A 16,903-nucleotide genomic window follows, 5' to 3' on the forward strand; every position below is an offset into this window, starting at 1 on the left:
CGAGGCAGTTTTGCCCCGGTTCGTTGAGAGGGGAGGTCGGGGCCTTGCCTTGACTGGGGGCAAGATCCTCTTTAGACTCTTGTACCCCTAAATTTGGCGGGAATTCGTTCCTGCCATTTTGCTTTTCTTGCAAGACAATAGCGTCGCAAGACAACAGTGGAGCTAGTAGATGGCAACTATCAACCAGCTGGTACGTCAGCCGCGTAAGCGTATCGTCGAGAAATCCGACGTACCTGCGCTGCAGAACTGCCCGCAACGTCGTGGCGTATGCACTCGCGTGTATACCACTACGCCGAAAAAACCTAACTCGGCACTGCGTAAAGTATGCCGTGTGCGTCTGACCAACGGTTTCGAGGTTTCCTCGTACATCGGCGGTGAAGGCCACAACCTGCAAGAGCACAGCGTGGTACTGATCCGCGGCGGTCGTGTAAAAGACTTGCCAGGTGTTCGTTACCACACCGTACGCGGCTCCTTGGATACTTCCGGCGTTAAAGGTCGTAACCAGGGTCGTTCGAAGTACGGTACCAAGAAGCCTAAGTAGTAGCGGCTTTTTGTAAAACTGAATCATCTTATTTTCTGAGTCGATAAGAGTAAGGTCGGAGGCGTCCCGAAAGGGCACCGATTCCGAGCGAACCTGAAGACCGTTTGAGGGCTTATCCATGCCAAGAAGACGCGTAGCAGCCAAGCGCGAAGTGCTTGACGATCCAAAATACGGAAGCCAAATCCTGGCCAAGTTCATGAACCACGTGATGGAAAGCGGCAAGAAAGCCGTTGCCGAGCGTATCGTTTATGGCGCGCTGGAAAAGGTTAAAGAACGCAAGAACAGCGACCCCCTGGAAATCTTCGAGAAAGCTCTCGACGCCATCGCTCCGCTGGTCGAAGTGAAGTCGCGCCGTGTAGGCGGTGCTACTTACCAGGTTCCGGTTGAAGTTCGTCCGTCCCGTCGTAACGCCCTGGCAATGCGCTGGTTGGTAGACTTCGCCCGTAAGCGTGGCGAGAAGTCTATGGCTCTGCGTTTGGCTGGCGAACTGTTGGACGCTGCTGAAGGTAAAGGCGCTGCTGTTAAGAAGCGTGAAGACGTGCACCGTATGGCTGAAGCTAACAAGGCTTTCTCGCACTACCGCTTCTAAATCCAGCGTCACTCAATTTGCGAGGGCTTTATGGCTCGTACTACACCGATTAATCGCTACCGTAACATTGGTATCGTTGCTCACGTGGATGCTGGTAAAACCACCACCACCGAGCGCGTCCTTTTTTACACCGGCAAAAGTCACAAGATGGGCGAGGTGCATGACGGCGCCGCGACCACAGACTGGATGGTTCAGGAGCAGGAGCGTGGTATTACCATTACTTCTGCTGCTATTACCGCCTTCTGGAAAGGTTCCGAGAAGCAGTACAAAGACGAGCACCGCTTCAACGTTATCGATACCCCGGGCCACGTAGACTTCACTATTGAAGTTGAACGTTCCCTGCGTGTACTCGACGGCGCTGTCGTTGTGTTCTGCGGTACCTCGGGTGTTGAGCCTCAGTCGGAAACCGTATGGCGTCAAGCCAACAAATACGGCGTTCCACGTCTTGTTTACGTAAACAAGATGGACCGTGCTGGTGCCAACTTCCTGCGCGTGATCGGTCAGATCAAGCAGCGTCTGGGTCACACTCCGGTGCCAATTCAATTGGCAATCGGTTCCGAAGATAACTTCCAGGGCCAGATCGATCTGATCGCCATGGAAGCCGTCTACTGGAATGACGCTGACAAAGGTATGGTTCCTGTTCGTAAGCCTATCCCTGCTGAACTGCAGGAGCTGGCTGACGAGTGGCGTAACAACATGGTTGAGGCTGCTGCCGAAGCCAGCGAAGAGCTGATGAACAAGTACCTCGAAGGTGAAGAACTCACCAACGCGGAAATCAAGGCCGCTCTGCGTCAGCGTACTATCGCTGGTGAGATCGTCTTGGCTGTTTGTGGTTCTTCCTTCAAGAACAAGGGTGTTCCCCTGGTTCTCGACGCCGTTATCGACTACCTGCCTGCTCCAACCGACATTCCTGCTATCAAGGGTACCAACCCTGATAACGAGGAAGAAGAGATGGAGCGTCACGCCGATGACAGCGAGCCGTTCTCGGCTCTGGCGTTCAAGATCGCAACCGACCCATTCGTGGGTACCTTGACTTTCGTCCGCGTTTACTCGGGCGTGTTGGCCTCCGGCGACGGCGTGATCAACTCGGTTAAAGGTAAGAAAGAGCGCGTGGGTCGTATGGTGCAAATGCACGCAAACGCCCGTGAAGAGATCAAGGAAGTGCGCGCTGGTGACATCGCGGCCCTGATCGGCATGAAGGACGTCACCACTGGTGAAACTTTGTGCGACGCTGCTAAGCCAATCATCCTGGTTCGTATGGACTTCCCGGAGCCGGTTATTTCGGTTGCCGTAGAGCCTAAGACCAAGGATGACCAGGAAAAAATGGGTATCGCTCTGGGCAAACTTGCTCAGGAAGATCCATCTTTCCGCGTCAAGACTGATGAAGAGACTGGTCAAACGATCATCTCCGGCATGGGCGAGTTGCACCTGGACATCCTGGTTGACCGGATGCGCCGTGAGTTCAACGTCGAAGCCAACATCGGTAAGCCTCAGGTTTCCTATCGTGAGCGCATCACGAAGAACTGTGAAATCGAAGGCAAGTTCGTTCGTCAGTCCGGCGGTCGTGGTCAGTTCGGTCACTGCTGGATCCGTTTTGCTCCTGCTGACGAAGGTCAGGAAGGTCTGCAATTCGTGAACGAAGTAGTAGGTGGTGTTGTTCCTAAGGAATACATCCCTGCTATCCAGAAGGGTATCGAAGAGCAGATGAAGAACGGTGTTGTCGCCGGCTATCCCCTGATCGGCCTGAAAGCAACCGTTTTTGACGGTTCTTACCACGACGTCGACTCCAACGAGATGGCGTTCAAGGTGGCTGCTTCCATGGCAACCAAGCAACTGGCCCAGAAGGGCGGTGGTGAGTTGCTTGAGCCAATCATGGCGGTAGAAGTTGTTACACCTGAAGACTATATGGGTGATGTCATGGGCGACCTTAACCGTCGTCGCGGCATGATCTTGGGTATGGAAGACACGGTTTCCGGCAAAGTGATTCGCGCCGAGGTTCCGTTGGGTGAGATGTTCGGTTATGCGACCGACGTTCGCTCCATGTCCCAGGGTCGCGCAAGCTACTCTATGGAATTCAAAAAATACAACACAGCTCCGGCGCACATCGCTGAAACTGTATCCAAAAAACAAGGCTGATTCAGTCCTTTAGGCAAGGAGTTAATTGTCGTGGCTAAAGAAAAATTTGATCGTTCCCTACCGCACGTCAACGTTGGCACCATCGGTCACGTTGACCACGGTAAAACCACTCTGACTGCTGCTCTGACTCGCGTTTGCTCCGAAGTATTCGGTTCCGCAATCGTTGATTTCGATAAAATCGACAGCGCACCAGAAGAAAAAGCTCGTGGTATCACCATCAACACCGCGCACGTCGAGTACAACTCGAAGATTCGTCACTACGCTCACGTTGACTGCCCAGGTCACGCTGACTATGTGAAGAACATGATCACTGGTGCTGCCCAGATGGACGGCGCGATCCTGGTTTGCTCGGCCGCTGATGGTCCGATGCCACAAACCCGTGAGCACATCCTGCTGTCCCGTCAGGTAGGCGTTCCGTACATCGTGGTTTTCCTGAACAAGGCTGACCTGGTAGACGACGCTGAGCTGCTGGAACTGGTTGAGATGGAAGTGCGCGATCTGCTGAGCACTTACGACTTCCCAGGCGACGACACTCCGATCATCATCGGTTCTGCTCGTATGGCGCTGGAAGGCAAAGACGACAACGAAATGGGCACCACTGCCGTTCGTAAACTGGTTGAAACTCTGGACAGCTACATCCCAGAACCAGTTCGTCTGACCGACAAGCCATTCCTGATGCCAATCGAAGACGTATTCTCGATCTCGGGTCGCGGTACTGTTGTGACTGGTCGTATCGAGCGTGGTATCGTTCGCGTTCAAGACCCACTGGAAATCGTTGGTCTGCGTGACACCACCGTTACCACTTGCACCGGTGTTGAAATGTTCCGCAAGCTGCTCGACGAAGGTCGTGCTGGCGAGAACTGCGGCGTACTGCTGCGCGGCACCAAGCGTGATGACGTTGAACGTGGTCAGGTTCTGGTTAAGCCAGGTACCGTTAAGCCGCACACCAAGTTCACCGCAGAAGTTTACGTTCTGAGCAAGGAAGAAGGCGGTCGTCACACTCCGTTCTTCAAAGGCTACCGTCCACAGTTCTACTTCCGTACTACTGACGTGACTGGTAACTGCGAACTGCCAGAAGGCGTTGAAATGGTAATGCCAGGCGATAACATTCAAATGACTGTTACCCTGATCAAAACCATCGCAATGGAAGACGGTCTGCGCTTCGCTATCCGTGAAGGCGGCCGTACCGTTGGTGCTGGCGTTGTAGCTAAAATCATCGAGTAAGCTCTTTTTTGAGTTAGCTTCGAGGTTTTGAAAAAGCCCCCGCTCAGCGGGGGCTTTTTTTATTGGGTTGACACCTATCTGGGGCGTCTATAGAATTGCGCCTCCTTTTAACGGGCGTATTGCGCTCGCTGGGAATAGCAGCCGGAGTCTGAAATCCAATGCAAAATCAGCAAATCCGTATCAGGTTGAAGGCTTTTGACCATCGCCTGATCGACCAATCCACCCAGGAAATCGTGGAAACCGCGAAACGTACTGGTGCTCAAGTGCGTGGTCCAATTCCACTGCCTACCCGTAAAGAGCGGTTCACCGTTCTGGTCTCCCCGCACGTCAACAAAGACGCGCGTGACCAGTACGAGATCCGTACTCATAAGCGCGTACTGGACATCGTCCAGCCAACGGATAAAACCGTTGATGCACTTATGAAGCTTGATCTGGCGGCCGGTGTGGAAGTACAGATCAGCCTCGGCTAAGACTTGGGTCTTAGTCGTGTAACGCTCTGAAATGGGCGGCCATAGCGGGTGAAAGCCCCGTACACTCATGAGGTTTACAACATGACTATTGGTGTAGTCGGTCGTAAATGCGGTATGACCCGTATTTTCACCGAAGAAGGTGTCTCCATTCCGGTCACGGTCATTGAGATCGAACCGAATCGCGTCACCCAGTTCAAAACTGAAGAAACCGATGGCTATCGTGCAGTGCAAGTCACTGTCGGCGAGCGTCGTGCTTCGCGCGTGACTGCTGCTCAAGCAGGTCACTTCGCTAAAGCAAACGTTGCAGCTGGTCGCACTGTTATGGAGTTCCGTCTTGAAGAAGGCGACTACCAGGCTGGCGATCTGATCAACGCTGAAATCTTCGCCGCTGGTCAACTGGTTGATGTAACCGGTCAGTCCAAGGGTAAAGGCTTCCAGGGTACGATCAAGCGTTGGAATTTCCGTGGCCAAGACAACACTCACGGTAACTCCGTTTCCCACCGCGTCCCGGGCTCTATTGGCCAGTGCCAGACTCCTGGTCGTGTATTCAAGGGCAAAAAAATGTCCGGTCATATGGGCGCTGAGCGCGTGACCGTGCAGTCCCTCGAAGTAGTGCGCGTCGACGCTGAACGCAATCTGTTGTTGGTCAAGGGTGCTGTTCCTGGCGCTACTGGCGGCAACCTGGTTGTACGTCCAGCGGCCAAGGCTCGCGGTTAAGGGGAAGCTGACATGCAATTAAATGTAAATGACGCTCAAGCGATCGAAGTTTCCGAACTGACATTTGGCGGCGAATTCAACGAGACGCTCGTTCACCAAGCAGTCGTGGCCTACATGGCCGGCGGCCGTCAAGGTAGCAAGCAGCAAAAGACCCGTTCCGACGTTCGTGGTGGCGGTAAGCGCCCTTGGCGTCAGAAAGGTACTGGCCGTGCTCGTGCCGGTACTATCCGTAGCCCAATCTGGCGCGGCGGCGGTACCACTTTCGCAGCTCGTCCGCAGGATCACACTCAGAAGCTCAACAAGAAGATGTACCGCGCAGCACTGCGCTCCATCCTTGCTGAACTCGTGCGTACTGATCGTCTGGTCGTGGTTCAGGACTTCGCTGTTGAAGCACCGAAAACCAAAGATCTGCTGAACAAGCTGAACGGCATGGGCCTGACTGACGTCTTGATCGTGTCTGAAGCTGTTGATCAGAACCTGTACCTGGCTGCTCGCAACCTGCCACACGTTGATGTACGTGACGTGCAAGGTTCCGATCCAGTTAGTCTGATCGCATACGACAAGGTGTTGATCACCGTGTCGGCCGTGAAGAAATTCGAGGAGCTGCTGGGATGAACCAGGAACGCGTATTTAAAGTTCTGCTTGGCCCGCACGTTTCCGAAAAGGCTACGGTTCTGGCTGACAAGAAAGGCCAGTTCGTTTTCAAGGTTGCAACTGACGCAACCAAGCTGGAAATCAAGAAGGCCGTCGAAAGCCTGTTCAGCGTGAAAGTAGAGCGTGTTACTACCCTGAATGTTCTGGGTAAGAGCAAGCGCACTGCTCGCGGTCTGGGCAAGCGTAATGACTGGAAGAAGGCAGTTATCTCCCTTCAGCCAGGCCAAGATCTCGATTTCAGCAGCAGTGCTGAGTAAGGAAGGGGTGCATCATGGCAATCGTTAAATGCAAACCGACTTCCCCTGGCCGCCGTTTTGTGGTCAAGGTGGTCAACCAGGAGCTGCATAAAGGCGCTCCTCACGCACCGCTGCTCGAGAAGAAATCGAAGACTGGTGGTCGTAACAACAATGGTCGCATTACCACTCGTCACATCGGTGGTGGCCATAAACAGCATTATCGTCTGGTCGACTTCCGTCGCAACGACAAAGATGGCATCGCTGCCACTGTCGAGCGTATCGAATACGATCCAAACCGTACTGCTCACATCGCTCTGCTGTTGTACGCAGATGGCGAGCGTCGCTACATCATCGCCCCTAAAGGCGTGAGTGCTGGTGACCAGCTGATCGCAGGTGCTCTGGCACCGATCAAGCCGGGCAACGCTCTGCAACTGCGTAACATTCCAGTTGGTAGCACCGTACACGGCATCGAATTGAAGCCAGGTAAAGGCGCGCAAATCGCTCGTTCCGCTGGTGCTTCGGCTCAGCTGATCGCTCGTGAAGGTGTCTACGTGACCCTGCGTCTGCGTTCTGGTGAGATGCGTAAAGTGCTGGCTGAATGCCGCGCGACCCTGGGTGAAGTCTCGAACTCCGAGCACAGCCTGCGTTCGCTGGGTAAAGCTGGTGCCAAACGCTGGCGTGGCGTTCGCCCAACCGTTCGTGGTGTTGCCATGAACCCGGTTGACCACCCACACGGTGGTGGTGAAGGTCGTACCTCTGGTGGTCGTCATCCGGTATCGCCATGGGGCTTCCCGACTAAGGGCGCGAAGACTCGTGGTAATAAGCGTACCGACAAAATGATCGTCCGTCGTCGCAAGTAAATAGAGGGATACGACAGTGCCACGTTCTCTGAAAAAAGGTCCTTTTATTGATCTTCACCTACTGAAGAAGATCGAAGTGGCGGCGGAAAAGAACGATCGCAAACCAGTTAAGACCTGGTCGCGTCGTTCGATGATCCTGCCACAAATGGTCGGTCTGACCATCGCAGTACACAACGGTCGTCAACACGTCCCAGTTCTCGTTAACGAAGACATGGTCGGCCACAAACTAGGCGAGTTTGCCGGTACCCGCACTTATCGTGGGCACGTGGCAGACAAGAAAGCCAAGCGTTAAGGGGTAAGGAAATGGAAGTAGCCGCTAAGTTGTCGGGCGCTCGAATCTCCGCCCAGAAAGCCCGCTTGGTCGCCGACCAGATCCGCGGGAAGAAGGTGGGCGAAGCGCTCAACCTGTTGGCTTTCAGCAGTAAGAAAGCCGCCGAGATCATGAAGAAAGTGCTGGAGTCGGCCGTAGCCAACGCCGAGCATAACGAAGGCGCAGACGTTGATGACCTGAAGGTCAGCACCGTTTTCGTCAACGAAGGGCGTTCGCTGAAGCGTATCATGCCGCGTGCCAAAGGCCGTGCTGATCGCATCGTCAAGCGGTCTTGCCATATCACTGTCAAGGTTGCTGACAAGTAACGGAGTCGAAGAGATGGGTCAGAAAGTACATCCCATTGGCATTCGCCTGGGAATCGTCAAGGAGCACACCTCCGTCTGGTACGCAGACGGTCGGACTTATGCGGACTATTTGTTCGCTGATCTGAAGGTGCGTGAGTATCTCCAAGACAAACTAAAAAGCGCGTCCGTAAGCCGTATCGATATCCATCGTCCGGCACAAACTGCACGTATCACCATCCACACCGCTCGTCCAGGTATCGTTATCGGGAAGAAAGGTGAAGATGTTGAGAAACTGCGTCAGGACCTGACCAAGCAAATGGGTGTGCCTGTGCACATCAATATCGAAGAGATCCGCAAGCCGGAGCTCGACGGTATGCTGGTTGCGCAGAGCGTAGCTCAGCAGCTGGAGCGTCGCGTCATGTTCCGTCGCGCTATGAAGCGCGCCGTACAGAACGCCATGCGTATTGGTGCCAAAGGCATCAAAATCCAAGTGAGCGGTCGTCTCGGCGGTGCTGAAATCGCACGTACTGAATGGTATCGCGAAGGTCGTGTGCCACTGCACACCCTGCGTGCCGACATCGACTATGCCAACTACGAAGCTCACACCACTTATGGTGTGATCGGTGTAAAGGTTTGGATCTTCAAAGGCGAAGTAATTGGTGGTCGCCAAGAAGAACTGAAACCACAAGCACCAGCGCCTCGTAAAAAAGCTGCTAAGTAAGGGGTACGCCAAATGTTGCAACCAAAGCGTACGAAGTTCCGCAAGCAGATGACAGGCCACAACCGTGGTCTGGCTCAGCGCGGTAGCAAAGTCAGCTTCGGCGAATTCGCGCTGAAGTCTGTAGCTCGTGGTCGTCTCACCGCTCGTCAGATCGAGTCAGCGCGTCGTGCTCTGACCCGTCACGTAAAACGTGGCGGCAAGATCTGGATCCGTGTATTCCCGGACAAGCCGATCTCCAAAAAGCCCCTCGAAGTTCGGATGGGTAAAGGTAAGGGTAACGTGGAATACTGGGTAGCCCAGATTCAGCCAGGCAAAGTCCTGTATGAAATCGAGGGTGTAACTGAAGAGCTGGCGCGTGAGGCTTTTGCCCTGGCTGCTGCAAAGCTGCCGCTCGCCACCGCCTTTGTTAAACGGACGGTGATGTGATGAAAGCGAATGAACTTCGTGAAAAATCCGCACAGCAGCTGAACGAGCAACTGCTCGGCCTGCTGCGCGACCAGTTCAATCTGCGCATGCAGAAAGCAACTGGCCAGTTGGGGCAGTCTCATCTGCTCTCGCAAGTTAAGCGTGACATCGCTCGCGTGAAGACTGTGCTCAACCAGCAGGCAGGTAAGTGATCATGGCTGAAGCCGAAAAGACTGTCCGTACGCTGACTGGCCGTGTTGTCAGCGACAAGATGGACAAAACCATCACCGTTTTGATCGAGCGTCGCGTTAAGCACCCGATCTACGGTAAATATGTTAAGCGTTCGACTAAGCTGCACGCGCACGACGAAACCAACCAGTGCCACATCGGCGACAAAGTCACTATTCGTGAAACTCGTCCGCTGGCCAAGACCAAGTCTTGGGCACTGGTTGATGTTCTCGAACGCGCTGTGGAAGTCTAAGGACTAGGGGTCGGAGAAATTATATGATTCAGACTCAATCCATGCTCGATGTGGCCGATAACAGCGGCGCTCGCCGTGTTATGTGCATCAAGGTGCTGGGTGGCTCCCATCGTCGTTACGCTGGTATCGGTGACATCATCAAAGTTACCGTGAAGGAAGCAATTCCTCGCGGTAAAGTGAAAAAAGGCCAAGTGATGACTGCTGTTGTAGTCCGCACTCGTCACGGCGTTCGCCGTGCAGATGGCTCCATTATCCGCTTTGATGGCAACGCTGCTGTTCTTCTGAACAACAAGCAAGAGCCGATCGGCACCCGTATCTTTGGGCCAGTGACGCGTGAACTTCGTACTGAGAAGTTCATGAAGATCGTCTCGCTCGCCCCAGAAGTGCTGTAAGGAGATCCGACATGCAAAAGATTCGTCGTGACGACGAGATCATCGTGATCGCCGGCAAAGACAAAGGTAAGCGCGGTAAGGTGCTGAAGGTTCTCGCTGACGACCGTCTGGTCGTCGGTGGTCTGAACCTGGTCAAGCGTCATACCAAGCCTAACCCTATGTCGGGCGTACAAGGCGGTATCGTCGAGAAAGAAGCGCCACTGCACGCTTCTAACGTCGCCATCTTCAACGGCGAAACCAACAAGGCTGACCGCGTTGGTTTCAAAGTAGAAGACGGTAAGAAAATTCGTGTCTTCAAGTCGACCCAAAAAGCGGTTGATGCTTGAACACTGCTAGGTAGATAAGACCATGGCACGACTACAAGAGATTTACCGGAAGGAAATCGCCCCCAAGCTTAAGGAAGAACTTAAGCTCGGGAACGTGATGGAAGTTCCGCGCGTTACCAAAATCACCCTGAACATGGGTCTGGGCGAAGCGATCGGCGACAAAAAAGTCATCGAGCACGCTGTTGCTGACCTGGAAAAGATCACCGGTCAAAAAGTCGTTGTGACTTACGCTCGGAAATCCATCGCTGGCTTTAAAGTCCGTGAAGGTTGGCCGATCGGCGTCAAAGTGACTCTGCGCCGTGAGCGTATGTACGAATTCCTGGATCGTCTGCTGTCGATCTCCCTGCCTCGGGTCCGCGACTTCCGCGGCCTGAATGCCAAGTCCTTCGATGGTCGTGGTAACTACAGCATGGGCGTGAAAGAGCAGATCATCTTCCCGGAAATCGACTACGACAAGATCGATGCTCTCCGCGGTCTGGACATCACCCTGACCACCACTGCCAAGAACGATGATGAAGGTCGCGCCCTGTTGCGTGCTTTCAAATTCCCGTTCCGCAACTGATTGGAGTAGGACCATGGCCAAGATGAGCATGAAAAACCGCGAGCTGAAACGTCAGCTCACGGTTGCCAAGTACGCCAAGAAGCGTGCAGCACTGAAAGCAATCATCGTTGATCTGAACGCAAGTCCAGAAGCACGTTGGGAAGCCACAGTAGCTCTGCAGAAGCAGCCACGTGACGCAAGCGCCTCGCGCATGCGTAACCGCTGCCGCCTGACCGGTCGTCCACACGGCGTTTACCGCAAGTTCGGCCTCGGCCGTAACAAACTGCGTGAAGCGGCAATGCGTGGTGACGTACCAGGTCTGGTTAAAGCCAGCTGGTAAGTACTTTCAAAGTCCGGACGGTCTGAATCGCAAGATACTGACCGCCGGTACCTTGAATCTGGAACAAGCCCCTTTTGGGGCTTGTTTCATTTCCGGAGTGTGTCTAGAATACCCGGCTCGCCTGAGCCCGTGTTTTCTATGCCCGGAGATACTCAGCGACATATGTAGCCGCAAGGCTAATTTTTTTGTATTAGGAGCGTCTAGCCCATGAGTATGCAGGACCCGTTAGCGGACATGCTAACTCGTATCCGTAATGCCCAGATGGCTGAAAAGTCCGTCGTAAGCATGCCATCTTCCACGTTGAAGGTAGCTGTTGCCAAAGTCCTGAAAGACGAAGGCTACATTGCGGGTTATCAGATCAGCAGCGAAATCAAACCACTGCTGTCCATCGAGCTGAAGTACTTCGAAGGCCGTCCGGTCATCGAGGAAGTGAAGCGCGTTAGCCGTCCAGGCCTGCGTCAGTACAAGTCCGTTGAAGATCTGCCGAAAGTTCGTGGCGGTCTTGGCGTGTCTATCGTCTCCACCAACAAAGGTGTGATGACGGATCGTGCTGCGCGCGCTGCCGGTGTCGGCGGCGAAGTTCTTTGCACTGTGTTCTAAGGGGGGATAAGCATGTCTCGCGTCGCTAAGAACCCCGTTAAGCTGCCAGCCGGTGTCGAAGTAAAATTCGCAGGCCAACAGCTTTCGGTGAAGGGTGCCAAGGGTACTCTTGAACTGAACATCCATTCGTCCGTTGAGATCGTTGAAGAAGCTGGTGAGCTGCGTTTCGCTGCTCGCAATGGCGATCAACAAACTCGCGCAATGGCCGGTACCACGCGTGCGTTGGTAAACAACATGGTCCAAGGCGTAAGCCAAGGCTTCGAGCGTAAGCTCCAGCTGGTCGGTGTTGGTTACAAAGCGCAAGCAAAAGGCACGGTTTTGAACCTGGCCCTTGGCTTCTCGCACCCAGTGGATTACGAACTGCCGGAAGGCATCACCGCTGAGACCCCTAGCCAAACCGATATCCTGATCAAGGGCATCGATAAGCAGCTGGTAGGTCAGGTGGCCGCTGAGATCCGCGACTTCCGTCCACCAGAGCCGTACAAAGGCAAAGGTGTGCGCTACGCGGACGAAGTCGTCCGTCGTAAAGAAGCCAAGAAGAAGTAGGGCATAGCAAATGACCGACAAAAAAGTTACTCGACTGCGTCGCGCTCGCAAAGCACGCCTGAAAATGCACGAACTCGAAGTCGTGCGTCTCTGCGTGTTCCGCTCGTCGCAGCACATCTACGCCCAGGTCATCTCGGCCGACGGCAACAAAGTCCTGGCAAGCGCCTCGACTTTGGATAAAGAACTGCGTGATGGTGCCACCGGCAACATCGACGCGGCCACTAAGGTTGGCCAGCTGGTCGCTACGCGTGCTAAAGCCGCTGGCGTCTCGCAGGTGGCTTTCGACCGCTCTGGCTTCAAGTATCACGGTCGCGTCAAGGCGCTGGCTGATGCTGCTCGTGAAGCTGGGCTGGAGTTCTAAGTTATGTCAAATAACGACCAAAAGCGCGACGAAGGCTACATTGAGAAGCTGGTTCAAGTTAACCGCGTAGCCAAAACCGTTAAAGGCGGCCGTATCTTCACTTTCACCGCGTTGACCGTGGTGGGTGATGGTAAAGGGCGCGTTGGCTTCGGCCGTGGCAAGTCACGTGAAGTGCCTGCTGCGATCCAGAAGGCAATGGAAGCTGCTCGTCGCAACATGATCCAAGTTGATCTGAACGGCACCACTCTGCAGTACGCAATGAAGTCCGCCCATGGCGCTTCGAAGGTGTACATGCAGCCTGCTTCTGAAGGTACCGGTATCATCGCTGGCGGCGCTATGCGTGCTGTCCTCGAAGTTGCTGGCGTTCAGAACGTTCTGGCCAAGTGCTACGGCTCGACTAACCCAGTAAACGTGGTTCACGCCACTTTCAAGGGTTTGAAAGCAATGCAGTCTCCTGAATCCATTGCCGCCAAGCGTGGCAAAAGCGTCAAGGAGATCTTCTGATCATGGCTACCGTTAAAGTAACGCTGATCAAAAGCATGACCGGCCGCATCCCTAACCACAAATTGTGCGTTAAGGGTTTGGGTCTGCGTCGCATCGGTCACACTGTAGAAGTCCAGGATACTCCCGAGAATCGCGGGATGATCAACAAGGCTTACTACATGCTGCGTGTCGAGGGTTAATCGATGAAACTCAATGATCTGAGTCCAGCGCCGGGTTCCCGTCGCGAAAAGCATCGTCCGGGCCGTGGTATCGGTAGCGGTTTGGGTAAGACTGGTGGCCGTGGCCACAAAGGTCAAACCTCCCGCTCCGGTGGCACCATTGCTCCAGGCTTTGAAGGCGGTCAACAGCCGCTGCATCGTCGCCTGCCTAAGTTCGGTTTCGTATCCCTGAAAGCCATGGACCGCGCAGAAGTGCGTCTGTCCGAGCTGGCTAAAGTGGAAGGCGACATCGTTACTGTGCAGACCCTGAAAGATGCCAACGTGATCAACGTCAACGTACAGCGTGTGAAAATCATGCTGTCCGGTGAAGTGACTCGCGCTGTCACTATCGGCAAGGGAATCGGCGCCACCAAAGGTGCGCGTTCGGCTATCGAAGCAGCTGGCGGCAAGTTCGAGGAATAAATGGCTAAGCAAGGTGCTCTCTCAGCGCTCGGCAAAGGCGGTATGTCTGAACTTTGGGCTCGTCTGCGTTTTCTGTTCCTGGCGATTATCGTCTACCGAATAGGCGCACACATCCCGGTTCCAGGTATCAACCCGGACCGACTCGCAGACCTGTTTCGACAGAATGAGGGGACCATTCTTAGCTTGTTCAACATGTTTTCCGGCGGCGCGCTGGAACGGATGAGCATCTTTGCACTGGGGATCATGCCGTACATTTCGGCATCGATCATCATGCAACTGATGACCGCCGTCAGCCCGCAGCTGGAGCAGTTGAAGAAGGAAGGTGAAGCTGGCCGTCGCAAGATTAGCCAGTACACCCGCTACGGCACTGTCATCCTCGCCCTGGTTCAAGCTATCGGCATGTCCGTTGGCCTGGCGGGGCAGGGTGTTGCGTTCACTGGTGACTTTGGCTTCCATTTCGTCGCGGTATCCACGTTTGTGGCTGGTGCGATGTTCATGATGTGGCTGGGTGAGCAGATTACTGAGCGTGGTGTTGGTAACGGTATCTCGATGTTGATTTTCGCAGGTATCGTCGCCGGTCTTCCGAGAGCGATCGGGCAGTCTTTCGAGTCTGCACGTCAGGGTGATATCAACATTTTCGCCCTGGTCGCCATCGGTTTGCTGGCAGTAGCGATTATCGGTTTTGTGGTGTTCATTGAGCGTGGCCAGCGTCGTATTGCTGTTCACTACGCCAAGCGTCAGCAGGGCCGCAAGGTCTTTGCCGCGCAGACCAGCCACTTGCCGCTGAAAGTGAATATGGCCGGTGTTATTCCGGCGATTTTCGCGAGCAGCATCTTGCTGTTTCCGGCTTCGTTGGGTACCTGGTTTGGTCAGTCTGAAAACATGGGCTGGCTGCAGGACCTCTCTCAGTCGATCGCTCCTGGTCAGCCGTTGAATATTCTGCTGTTTAGTGCAGGGATTATTTTCTTCTGCTTCTTCTATACGGCGTTGATGTTCAATCCGAAAGACGTAGCGGAAAACCTGAAGAAGTCCGGTGCCTTTATTCCGGGCATCCGTCCAGGTGAGCAGTCTGCACGCTACATTGATGGCGTTCTGACTCGTTTGACCCTGTTCGGTGCTCTATATATGACGGCCGTGTGCTTGTTGCCCCAGTTCCTGGTGGTTGCAGCAAACGTTCCGTTCTACCTTGGCGGGACCTCGTTGCTGATCGTGGTCGTGGTTGTGATGGACTTCATGTCCCAAGTACAATCGCACCTCGTTTCGCACCAGTACGAATCCCTGATGAAGAAAGCCAACCTGAAGGGTTACGGCAGCGGCATGTTGCGCTGAGTACCCATAAGGTTCGAGGAGTTGGTGATGAAAGTTCGTGCATCGGTGAAAAAGCTGTGCCGTAACTGCAAGATTATTCGCCGCGAAGGTGTTGTTCGAGTAATTTGCAGCGCGGAACCGCGTCACAAACAGCGCCAAGGCTGAGTGTGATCCGCTTGAAGCCCGGCAGCTAGTGCGCTGCCGGGTTGATTATTTGTTATTACAGCGATATTATCTCGCGCCCTATTTCTTGGCTTCCGGGGCGTAGGTAGCTGTCAATTGGAGTCCCACTGAATGGCCCGTATTGCAGGCGTTAACATTCCAGATAACAAGCACACTGTTATCTCGCTGACCTACATCTATGGTGTTGGTCGCACTACTGCGCAGAAAATTTGCGCGGTCGCTGGGGTAAACCCAGCCGCTAAGATCAAGGATCTGAGCGACGAGCAGGTTGAATTGCTGCGTGGCGAAGTGGCGAAGTTCACCACTGAAGGTGACCTGCGTCGCGAAATCAACATGAAAATCAAGCGTTTGATGGACCTCGGTTGCTATCGCGGTCTGCGTCATCGTCGTGGTCTTCCAGTACGCGGTCAGCGTACCAAGACTAACGCGCGTACCCGTAAAGGTCCGCGTAAGCCGATCCGCAAGTAATCGCCCCCGCGAATCGACAGGAAAATTATCATGGCAAAACCTGCTGCTCGTCCTCGTAAAAAAGTTAAAAAGACAGTGGTTGATGGCATCGCCCACATCCATGCTTCTTTTAACAACACCATCGTGACCATCACCGACCGTCAAGGTAACGCGCTTTCTTGGGCTACCTCCGGTGGTTCGGGTTTCCGCGGTTCCCGCAAGTCCACCCCGTTCGCTGCTCAAGTAGCTGCTGAACGTGCTGGTCAAGCTGCGCTGGAATACGGCCTGAAAAACCTCGACGTTAACGTCAAAGGTCCAGGTCCAGGTCGTGAGTCCGCTGTCCGTGCTTTGAACGGCTGTGGCTATAAGATCGCCAGCATCACCGACGTGACGCCAATCCCGCACAACGGGTGCCGTCCGCCGAAGAAGCGCCGCGTGTAATCCAGGAGATTGTAAAGAATGGCTCGTTACATTGGTCCAAAATGCAAACTCGCTCGTCGCGAAGGCACCGATCTCTTCCTGAAGAGCGGCGTGCGCGCGATCGAATCGAAGTGCAACATTGAAGCAGCACCTGGTATCCACGGCCAACGCCGCGGTCGCCAGTCCGATTACGGCACCCAACTGCGTGAAAAGCAGAAGGTCCGTCGTATCTACGGCGTTCTCGAGCGTCAGTTCAGCGGCTACTACAAAGAAGCTGCTGGCAAGAAAGGTGCAACCGGTGAAAACCTGCTGCAACTGCTCGAATGCCGTCTGGACAACGTTGTATACCGTATGGGCTTTGGTTCTACTCGTGCCGAATCCCGTCAGCTGGTATCGCACAAGTCGATCAGCGTTAACGGCCAGACCGTAAACGTTCCGTCCTACCAGGTTCGTGCTGGTGACGTGGTCGCTGTTCGCGAGAAAGCAAAAAACCAACTTCGCATTGTCCAAGCTCTCGATCTGTGTGCCCAACGTGGCCGCGTAGAATGGGTAGAAGTAGACACTGAGAAGAAGTCGGGCGTTTTCAAGAACGTTCCAGCTCGCAGTGATCTGTCCGCCGACATCAACGAAAGCCTGATTGTCGAGCTCTACTCCAAGTAAGGGCTA

At 54.3% G+C, this 16,903-nt stretch carries 30 protein-coding genes; all 30 read left to right on the forward strand.

Translation table 11 applies throughout. From position 1 onward, the window contains the following. Positions 1 to 169 precede the first annotated feature (169 nt). The 30 genes from rpsL (at position 170) to rpsD (ending at position 16,897) form a co-directional block, all read left to right on the forward strand. A complete protein-coding gene (gene rpsL / locus TU80_RS22960; protein ID WP_002555494.1) occupies positions 170 to 541 on the forward strand; it encodes a 30S ribosomal protein S12 in 372 nt (123 codons plus the stop codon). Between the two features lie 118 nt (positions 542 to 659). Beyond that, a complete protein-coding gene (gene rpsG / locus TU80_RS22965; protein ID WP_002555493.1) occupies positions 660 to 1,130 on the forward strand; it encodes a 30S ribosomal protein S7 in 471 nt (156 codons plus the stop codon). 30 nt (positions 1,131 to 1,160) lie between these two features. Then, complete coding sequence (gene fusA / locus TU80_RS22970; protein ID WP_017848800.1) at positions 1,161 to 3,266, forward strand: elongation factor G; 2,106 nt, start codon at positions 1,161 to 1,163, stop codon at positions 3,264 to 3,266. Between the two features lie 30 nt (positions 3,267 to 3,296). Beyond that, complete coding sequence (tuf, locus tag TU80_RS22975) at positions 3,297 to 4,490, forward strand: elongation factor Tu (RefSeq protein ID WP_017848801.1); 1,194 nt, start codon at positions 3,297 to 3,299, stop codon at positions 4,488 to 4,490. A gap of 158 nt (positions 4,491 to 4,648) precedes the next feature. Then, positions 4,649 to 4,960, forward strand: coding sequence for a 30S ribosomal protein S10 (rpsJ, locus tag TU80_RS22980; RefSeq protein WP_003186070.1), 312 nt, complete (start codon positions 4,649 to 4,651; stop codon positions 4,958 to 4,960). An 81-nt stretch (positions 4,961 to 5,041) separates the two neighbouring features. Further along, entirely contained in the window at positions 5,042 to 5,677 is a 636-nt protein-coding gene (gene rplC / locus TU80_RS22985; protein ID WP_007253310.1) for a 50S ribosomal protein L3, read from the forward strand. Between the two features lie 12 nt (positions 5,678 to 5,689). Continuing rightward, positions 5,690 to 6,292: a 50S ribosomal protein L4 gene (gene rplD / locus TU80_RS22990; protein ID WP_003210082.1), complete on the forward strand. Its 603-nt coding sequence runs from the start codon at positions 5,690 to 5,692 to the stop codon at positions 6,290 to 6,292. After that, positions 6,289 to 6,588: a 50S ribosomal protein L23 gene (gene rplW, locus TU80_RS22995; RefSeq protein ID WP_002555488.1), complete on the forward strand. Its 300-nt coding sequence runs from the start codon at positions 6,289 to 6,291 to the stop codon at positions 6,586 to 6,588. Before rplD ends, rplW begins: the two co-directional genes overlap by 4 nt. Before the next feature lie 14 nt (positions 6,589 to 6,602). Continuing rightward, positions 6,603 to 7,427, forward strand: coding sequence for a 50S ribosomal protein L2 (gene rplB, locus TU80_RS23000; protein WP_003210080.1), 825 nt, complete (start codon positions 6,603 to 6,605; stop codon positions 7,425 to 7,427). Positions 7,428 to 7,443: 16 nt separating this feature from the next. After that, positions 7,444 to 7,719 carry a 30S ribosomal protein S19 gene (gene rpsS / locus TU80_RS23005; RefSeq protein ID WP_002555486.1) on the forward strand — a complete coding sequence of 92 codons (276 nt, stop codon included), beginning with the start codon at positions 7,444 to 7,446 and terminating at the stop codon, positions 7,717 to 7,719. 11 nt (positions 7,720 to 7,730) lie between these two features. Beyond that, a complete protein-coding gene (gene rplV / locus TU80_RS23010; RefSeq protein WP_003103908.1) occupies positions 7,731 to 8,063 on the forward strand; it encodes a 50S ribosomal protein L22 in 333 nt (110 codons plus the stop codon). 13 nt (positions 8,064 to 8,076) lie between these two features. Further along, positions 8,077 to 8,763, forward strand: a complete 687-nt coding sequence (rpsC, locus tag TU80_RS23015) for a 30S ribosomal protein S3 (protein WP_003176422.1) — start codon at positions 8,077 to 8,079, stop codon at positions 8,761 to 8,763. A gap of 12 nt (positions 8,764 to 8,775) precedes the next feature. After that, entirely contained in the window at positions 8,776 to 9,189 is a 414-nt protein-coding gene (rplP, locus tag TU80_RS23020; RefSeq protein ID WP_003232424.1) for a 50S ribosomal protein L16, read from the forward strand. After that, positions 9,189 to 9,380, forward strand: a complete 192-nt coding sequence (gene rpmC, locus TU80_RS23025) for a 50S ribosomal protein L29 (RefSeq protein ID WP_002555481.1) — start codon at positions 9,189 to 9,191, stop codon at positions 9,378 to 9,380. Before rplP ends, rpmC begins: the two co-directional genes overlap by 1 nt. A gap of 2 nt (positions 9,381 to 9,382) precedes the next feature. Then, positions 9,383 to 9,649: a 30S ribosomal protein S17 gene (gene rpsQ / locus TU80_RS23030; RefSeq protein ID WP_003176419.1), complete on the forward strand. Its 267-nt coding sequence runs from the start codon at positions 9,383 to 9,385 to the stop codon at positions 9,647 to 9,649. A 23-nt stretch (positions 9,650 to 9,672) separates the two neighbouring features. Further along, entirely contained in the window at positions 9,673 to 10,041 is a 369-nt protein-coding gene (rplN, locus tag TU80_RS23035; RefSeq protein ID WP_002555479.1) for a 50S ribosomal protein L14, read from the forward strand. Between the two features lie 11 nt (positions 10,042 to 10,052). After that, positions 10,053 to 10,367, forward strand: a complete 315-nt coding sequence (gene rplX / locus TU80_RS23040) for a 50S ribosomal protein L24 (protein ID WP_007896770.1) — start codon at positions 10,053 to 10,055, stop codon at positions 10,365 to 10,367. A gap of 22 nt (positions 10,368 to 10,389) precedes the next feature. Further along, on the forward strand, positions 10,390 to 10,929 hold the full coding sequence (gene rplE, locus TU80_RS23045; RefSeq protein WP_003194642.1) for a 50S ribosomal protein L5: 540 nt from the start codon (positions 10,390 to 10,392) through the stop codon (positions 10,927 to 10,929). A 13-nt stretch (positions 10,930 to 10,942) separates the two neighbouring features. After that, on the forward strand, positions 10,943 to 11,248 hold the full coding sequence (gene rpsN / locus TU80_RS23050; RefSeq protein ID WP_003176414.1) for a 30S ribosomal protein S14: 306 nt from the start codon (positions 10,943 to 10,945) through the stop codon (positions 11,246 to 11,248). 207 nt (positions 11,249 to 11,455) lie between these two features. Beyond that, the gene (rpsH, locus tag TU80_RS23055; RefSeq protein WP_017848802.1) at positions 11,456 to 11,848 is read left to right on the forward strand and encodes a 30S ribosomal protein S8; all 393 of its coding nucleotides are present in this window, start codon (positions 11,456 to 11,458) and stop codon (positions 11,846 to 11,848) included. Positions 11,849 to 11,860: 12 nt separating this feature from the next. Continuing rightward, positions 11,861 to 12,394 carry a 50S ribosomal protein L6 gene (gene rplF / locus TU80_RS23060; RefSeq protein ID WP_003176412.1) on the forward strand — a complete coding sequence of 178 codons (534 nt, stop codon included), beginning with the start codon at positions 11,861 to 11,863 and terminating at the stop codon, positions 12,392 to 12,394. Positions 12,395 to 12,404: 10 nt separating this feature from the next. Beyond that, positions 12,405 to 12,755, forward strand: coding sequence for a 50S ribosomal protein L18 (gene rplR, locus TU80_RS23065; RefSeq protein ID WP_003186037.1), 351 nt, complete (start codon positions 12,405 to 12,407; stop codon positions 12,753 to 12,755). 3 nt (positions 12,756 to 12,758) lie between these two features. Further along, positions 12,759 to 13,259: a 30S ribosomal protein S5 gene (gene rpsE, locus TU80_RS23070; RefSeq protein WP_003186035.1), complete on the forward strand. Its 501-nt coding sequence runs from the start codon at positions 12,759 to 12,761 to the stop codon at positions 13,257 to 13,259. Positions 13,260 to 13,261: 2 nt separating this feature from the next. After that, positions 13,262 to 13,438, forward strand: coding sequence for a 50S ribosomal protein L30 (gene rpmD / locus TU80_RS23075; RefSeq protein ID WP_003176408.1), 177 nt, complete (start codon positions 13,262 to 13,264; stop codon positions 13,436 to 13,438). Positions 13,439 to 13,441: 3 nt separating this feature from the next. Next, complete coding sequence (gene rplO, locus TU80_RS23080; RefSeq protein WP_003176407.1) at positions 13,442 to 13,879, forward strand: 50S ribosomal protein L15; 438 nt, start codon at positions 13,442 to 13,444, stop codon at positions 13,877 to 13,879. Next, positions 13,880 to 15,208 carry a preprotein translocase subunit SecY gene (secY, locus tag TU80_RS23085; RefSeq protein WP_003176406.1) on the forward strand — a complete coding sequence of 443 codons (1,329 nt, stop codon included), beginning with the start codon at positions 13,880 to 13,882 and terminating at the stop codon, positions 15,206 to 15,208. It begins immediately after the preceding gene. Between the two features lie 27 nt (positions 15,209 to 15,235). Continuing rightward, positions 15,236 to 15,352, forward strand: a complete 117-nt coding sequence (gene rpmJ, locus TU80_RS31960) for a 50S ribosomal protein L36 (RefSeq protein WP_002555468.1) — start codon at positions 15,236 to 15,238, stop codon at positions 15,350 to 15,352. A 129-nt stretch (positions 15,353 to 15,481) separates the two neighbouring features. Beyond that, complete coding sequence (gene rpsM / locus TU80_RS23090) at positions 15,482 to 15,838, forward strand: 30S ribosomal protein S13 (RefSeq protein ID WP_017848803.1); 357 nt, start codon at positions 15,482 to 15,484, stop codon at positions 15,836 to 15,838. Positions 15,839 to 15,868: 30 nt separating this feature from the next. Beyond that, entirely contained in the window at positions 15,869 to 16,258 is a 390-nt protein-coding gene (gene rpsK / locus TU80_RS23095) for a 30S ribosomal protein S11 (RefSeq protein WP_002555466.1), read from the forward strand. A gap of 18 nt (positions 16,259 to 16,276) precedes the next feature. Next, entirely contained in the window at positions 16,277 to 16,897 is a 621-nt protein-coding gene (gene rpsD, locus TU80_RS23100; protein ID WP_003176404.1) for a 30S ribosomal protein S4, read from the forward strand. Positions 16,898 to 16,903: the final 6 nt, after the last annotated feature.

The sequence above is a fragment of the Pseudomonas veronii genome (assembly GCF_001439695.1).
In the GTDB taxonomy this organism is placed as follows: domain Bacteria; phylum Pseudomonadota; class Gammaproteobacteria; order Pseudomonadales; family Pseudomonadaceae; genus Aquipseudomonas; species Aquipseudomonas veronii.

Bases quoted from the DNA above. Each gene is read 5' to 3' on its own strand.
- rpsG (WP_002555493.1), top strand. From the start codon at position 660: ATGCCAAGAAGACGCGTAGCAGCCAAGCGCGAAGTGCTTGACGATCCA.
- rplE (WP_003194642.1), top strand. From the start codon at position 10,390: ATGGCACGACTACAAGAGATTTACCGGAAGGAAATCGCCCCCAAGCTT.
- rpsM (WP_017848803.1), top strand. From the start codon at position 15,482: ATGGCCCGTATTGCAGGCGTTAACATTCCAGATAACAAGCACACTGTT.
- fusA (WP_017848800.1), top strand. From the start codon at position 1,161: ATGGCTCGTACTACACCGATTAATCGCTACCGTAACATTGGTATCGTT.
- rpsE (WP_003186035.1), top strand. From the start codon at position 12,759: ATGTCAAATAACGACCAAAAGCGCGACGAAGGCTACATTGAGAAGCTG.
- rplB (WP_003210080.1), top strand. From the start codon at position 6,603: ATGGCAATCGTTAAATGCAAACCGACTTCCCCTGGCCGCCGTTTTGTG.
- rplR (WP_003186037.1), top strand. From the start codon at position 12,405: ATGACCGACAAAAAAGTTACTCGACTGCGTCGCGCTCGCAAAGCACGC.
- rpmD (WP_003176408.1), top strand. From the start codon at position 13,262: ATGGCTACCGTTAAAGTAACGCTGATCAAAAGCATGACCGGCCGCATC.
- rplX (WP_007896770.1), top strand. From the start codon at position 10,053: ATGCAAAAGATTCGTCGTGACGACGAGATCATCGTGATCGCCGGCAAA.
- rpsH (WP_017848802.1), top strand. From the start codon at position 11,456: ATGAGTATGCAGGACCCGTTAGCGGACATGCTAACTCGTATCCGTAAT.
- rpmJ (WP_002555468.1), top strand. From the start codon at position 15,236: ATGAAAGTTCGTGCATCGGTGAAAAAGCTGTGCCGTAACTGCAAGATT.
- rplV (WP_003103908.1), top strand. From the start codon at position 7,731: ATGGAAGTAGCCGCTAAGTTGTCGGGCGCTCGAATCTCCGCCCAGAAA.
- rplP (WP_003232424.1), top strand. From the start codon at position 8,776: ATGTTGCAACCAAAGCGTACGAAGTTCCGCAAGCAGATGACAGGCCAC.
- rpsJ (WP_003186070.1), top strand. From the start codon at position 4,649: ATGCAAAATCAGCAAATCCGTATCAGGTTGAAGGCTTTTGACCATCGC.
- rpmC (WP_002555481.1), top strand. From the start codon at position 9,189: ATGAAAGCGAATGAACTTCGTGAAAAATCCGCACAGCAGCTGAACGAG.
- rpsK (WP_002555466.1), top strand. From the start codon at position 15,869: ATGGCAAAACCTGCTGCTCGTCCTCGTAAAAAAGTTAAAAAGACAGTG.
- rplO (WP_003176407.1), top strand. From the start codon at position 13,442: ATGAAACTCAATGATCTGAGTCCAGCGCCGGGTTCCCGTCGCGAAAAG.
- rplD (WP_003210082.1), top strand. From the start codon at position 5,690: ATGCAATTAAATGTAAATGACGCTCAAGCGATCGAAGTTTCCGAACTG.
- rpsD (WP_003176404.1), top strand. From the start codon at position 16,277: ATGGCTCGTTACATTGGTCCAAAATGCAAACTCGCTCGTCGCGAAGGC.
- secY (WP_003176406.1), top strand. From the start codon at position 13,880: ATGGCTAAGCAAGGTGCTCTCTCAGCGCTCGGCAAAGGCGGTATGTCT.
- rpsQ (WP_003176419.1), top strand. From the start codon at position 9,383: ATGGCTGAAGCCGAAAAGACTGTCCGTACGCTGACTGGCCGTGTTGTC.
- rplF (WP_003176412.1), top strand. From the start codon at position 11,861: ATGTCTCGCGTCGCTAAGAACCCCGTTAAGCTGCCAGCCGGTGTCGAA.
- rpsL (WP_002555494.1), top strand. From the start codon at position 170: ATGGCAACTATCAACCAGCTGGTACGTCAGCCGCGTAAGCGTATCGTC.
- rplN (WP_002555479.1), top strand. From the start codon at position 9,673: ATGATTCAGACTCAATCCATGCTCGATGTGGCCGATAACAGCGGCGCT.
- rplW (WP_002555488.1), top strand. From the start codon at position 6,289: ATGAACCAGGAACGCGTATTTAAAGTTCTGCTTGGCCCGCACGTTTCC.
- rpsN (WP_003176414.1), top strand. From the start codon at position 10,943: ATGGCCAAGATGAGCATGAAAAACCGCGAGCTGAAACGTCAGCTCACG.
- rpsC (WP_003176422.1), top strand. From the start codon at position 8,077: ATGGGTCAGAAAGTACATCCCATTGGCATTCGCCTGGGAATCGTCAAG.
- rplC (WP_007253310.1), top strand. From the start codon at position 5,042: ATGACTATTGGTGTAGTCGGTCGTAAATGCGGTATGACCCGTATTTTC.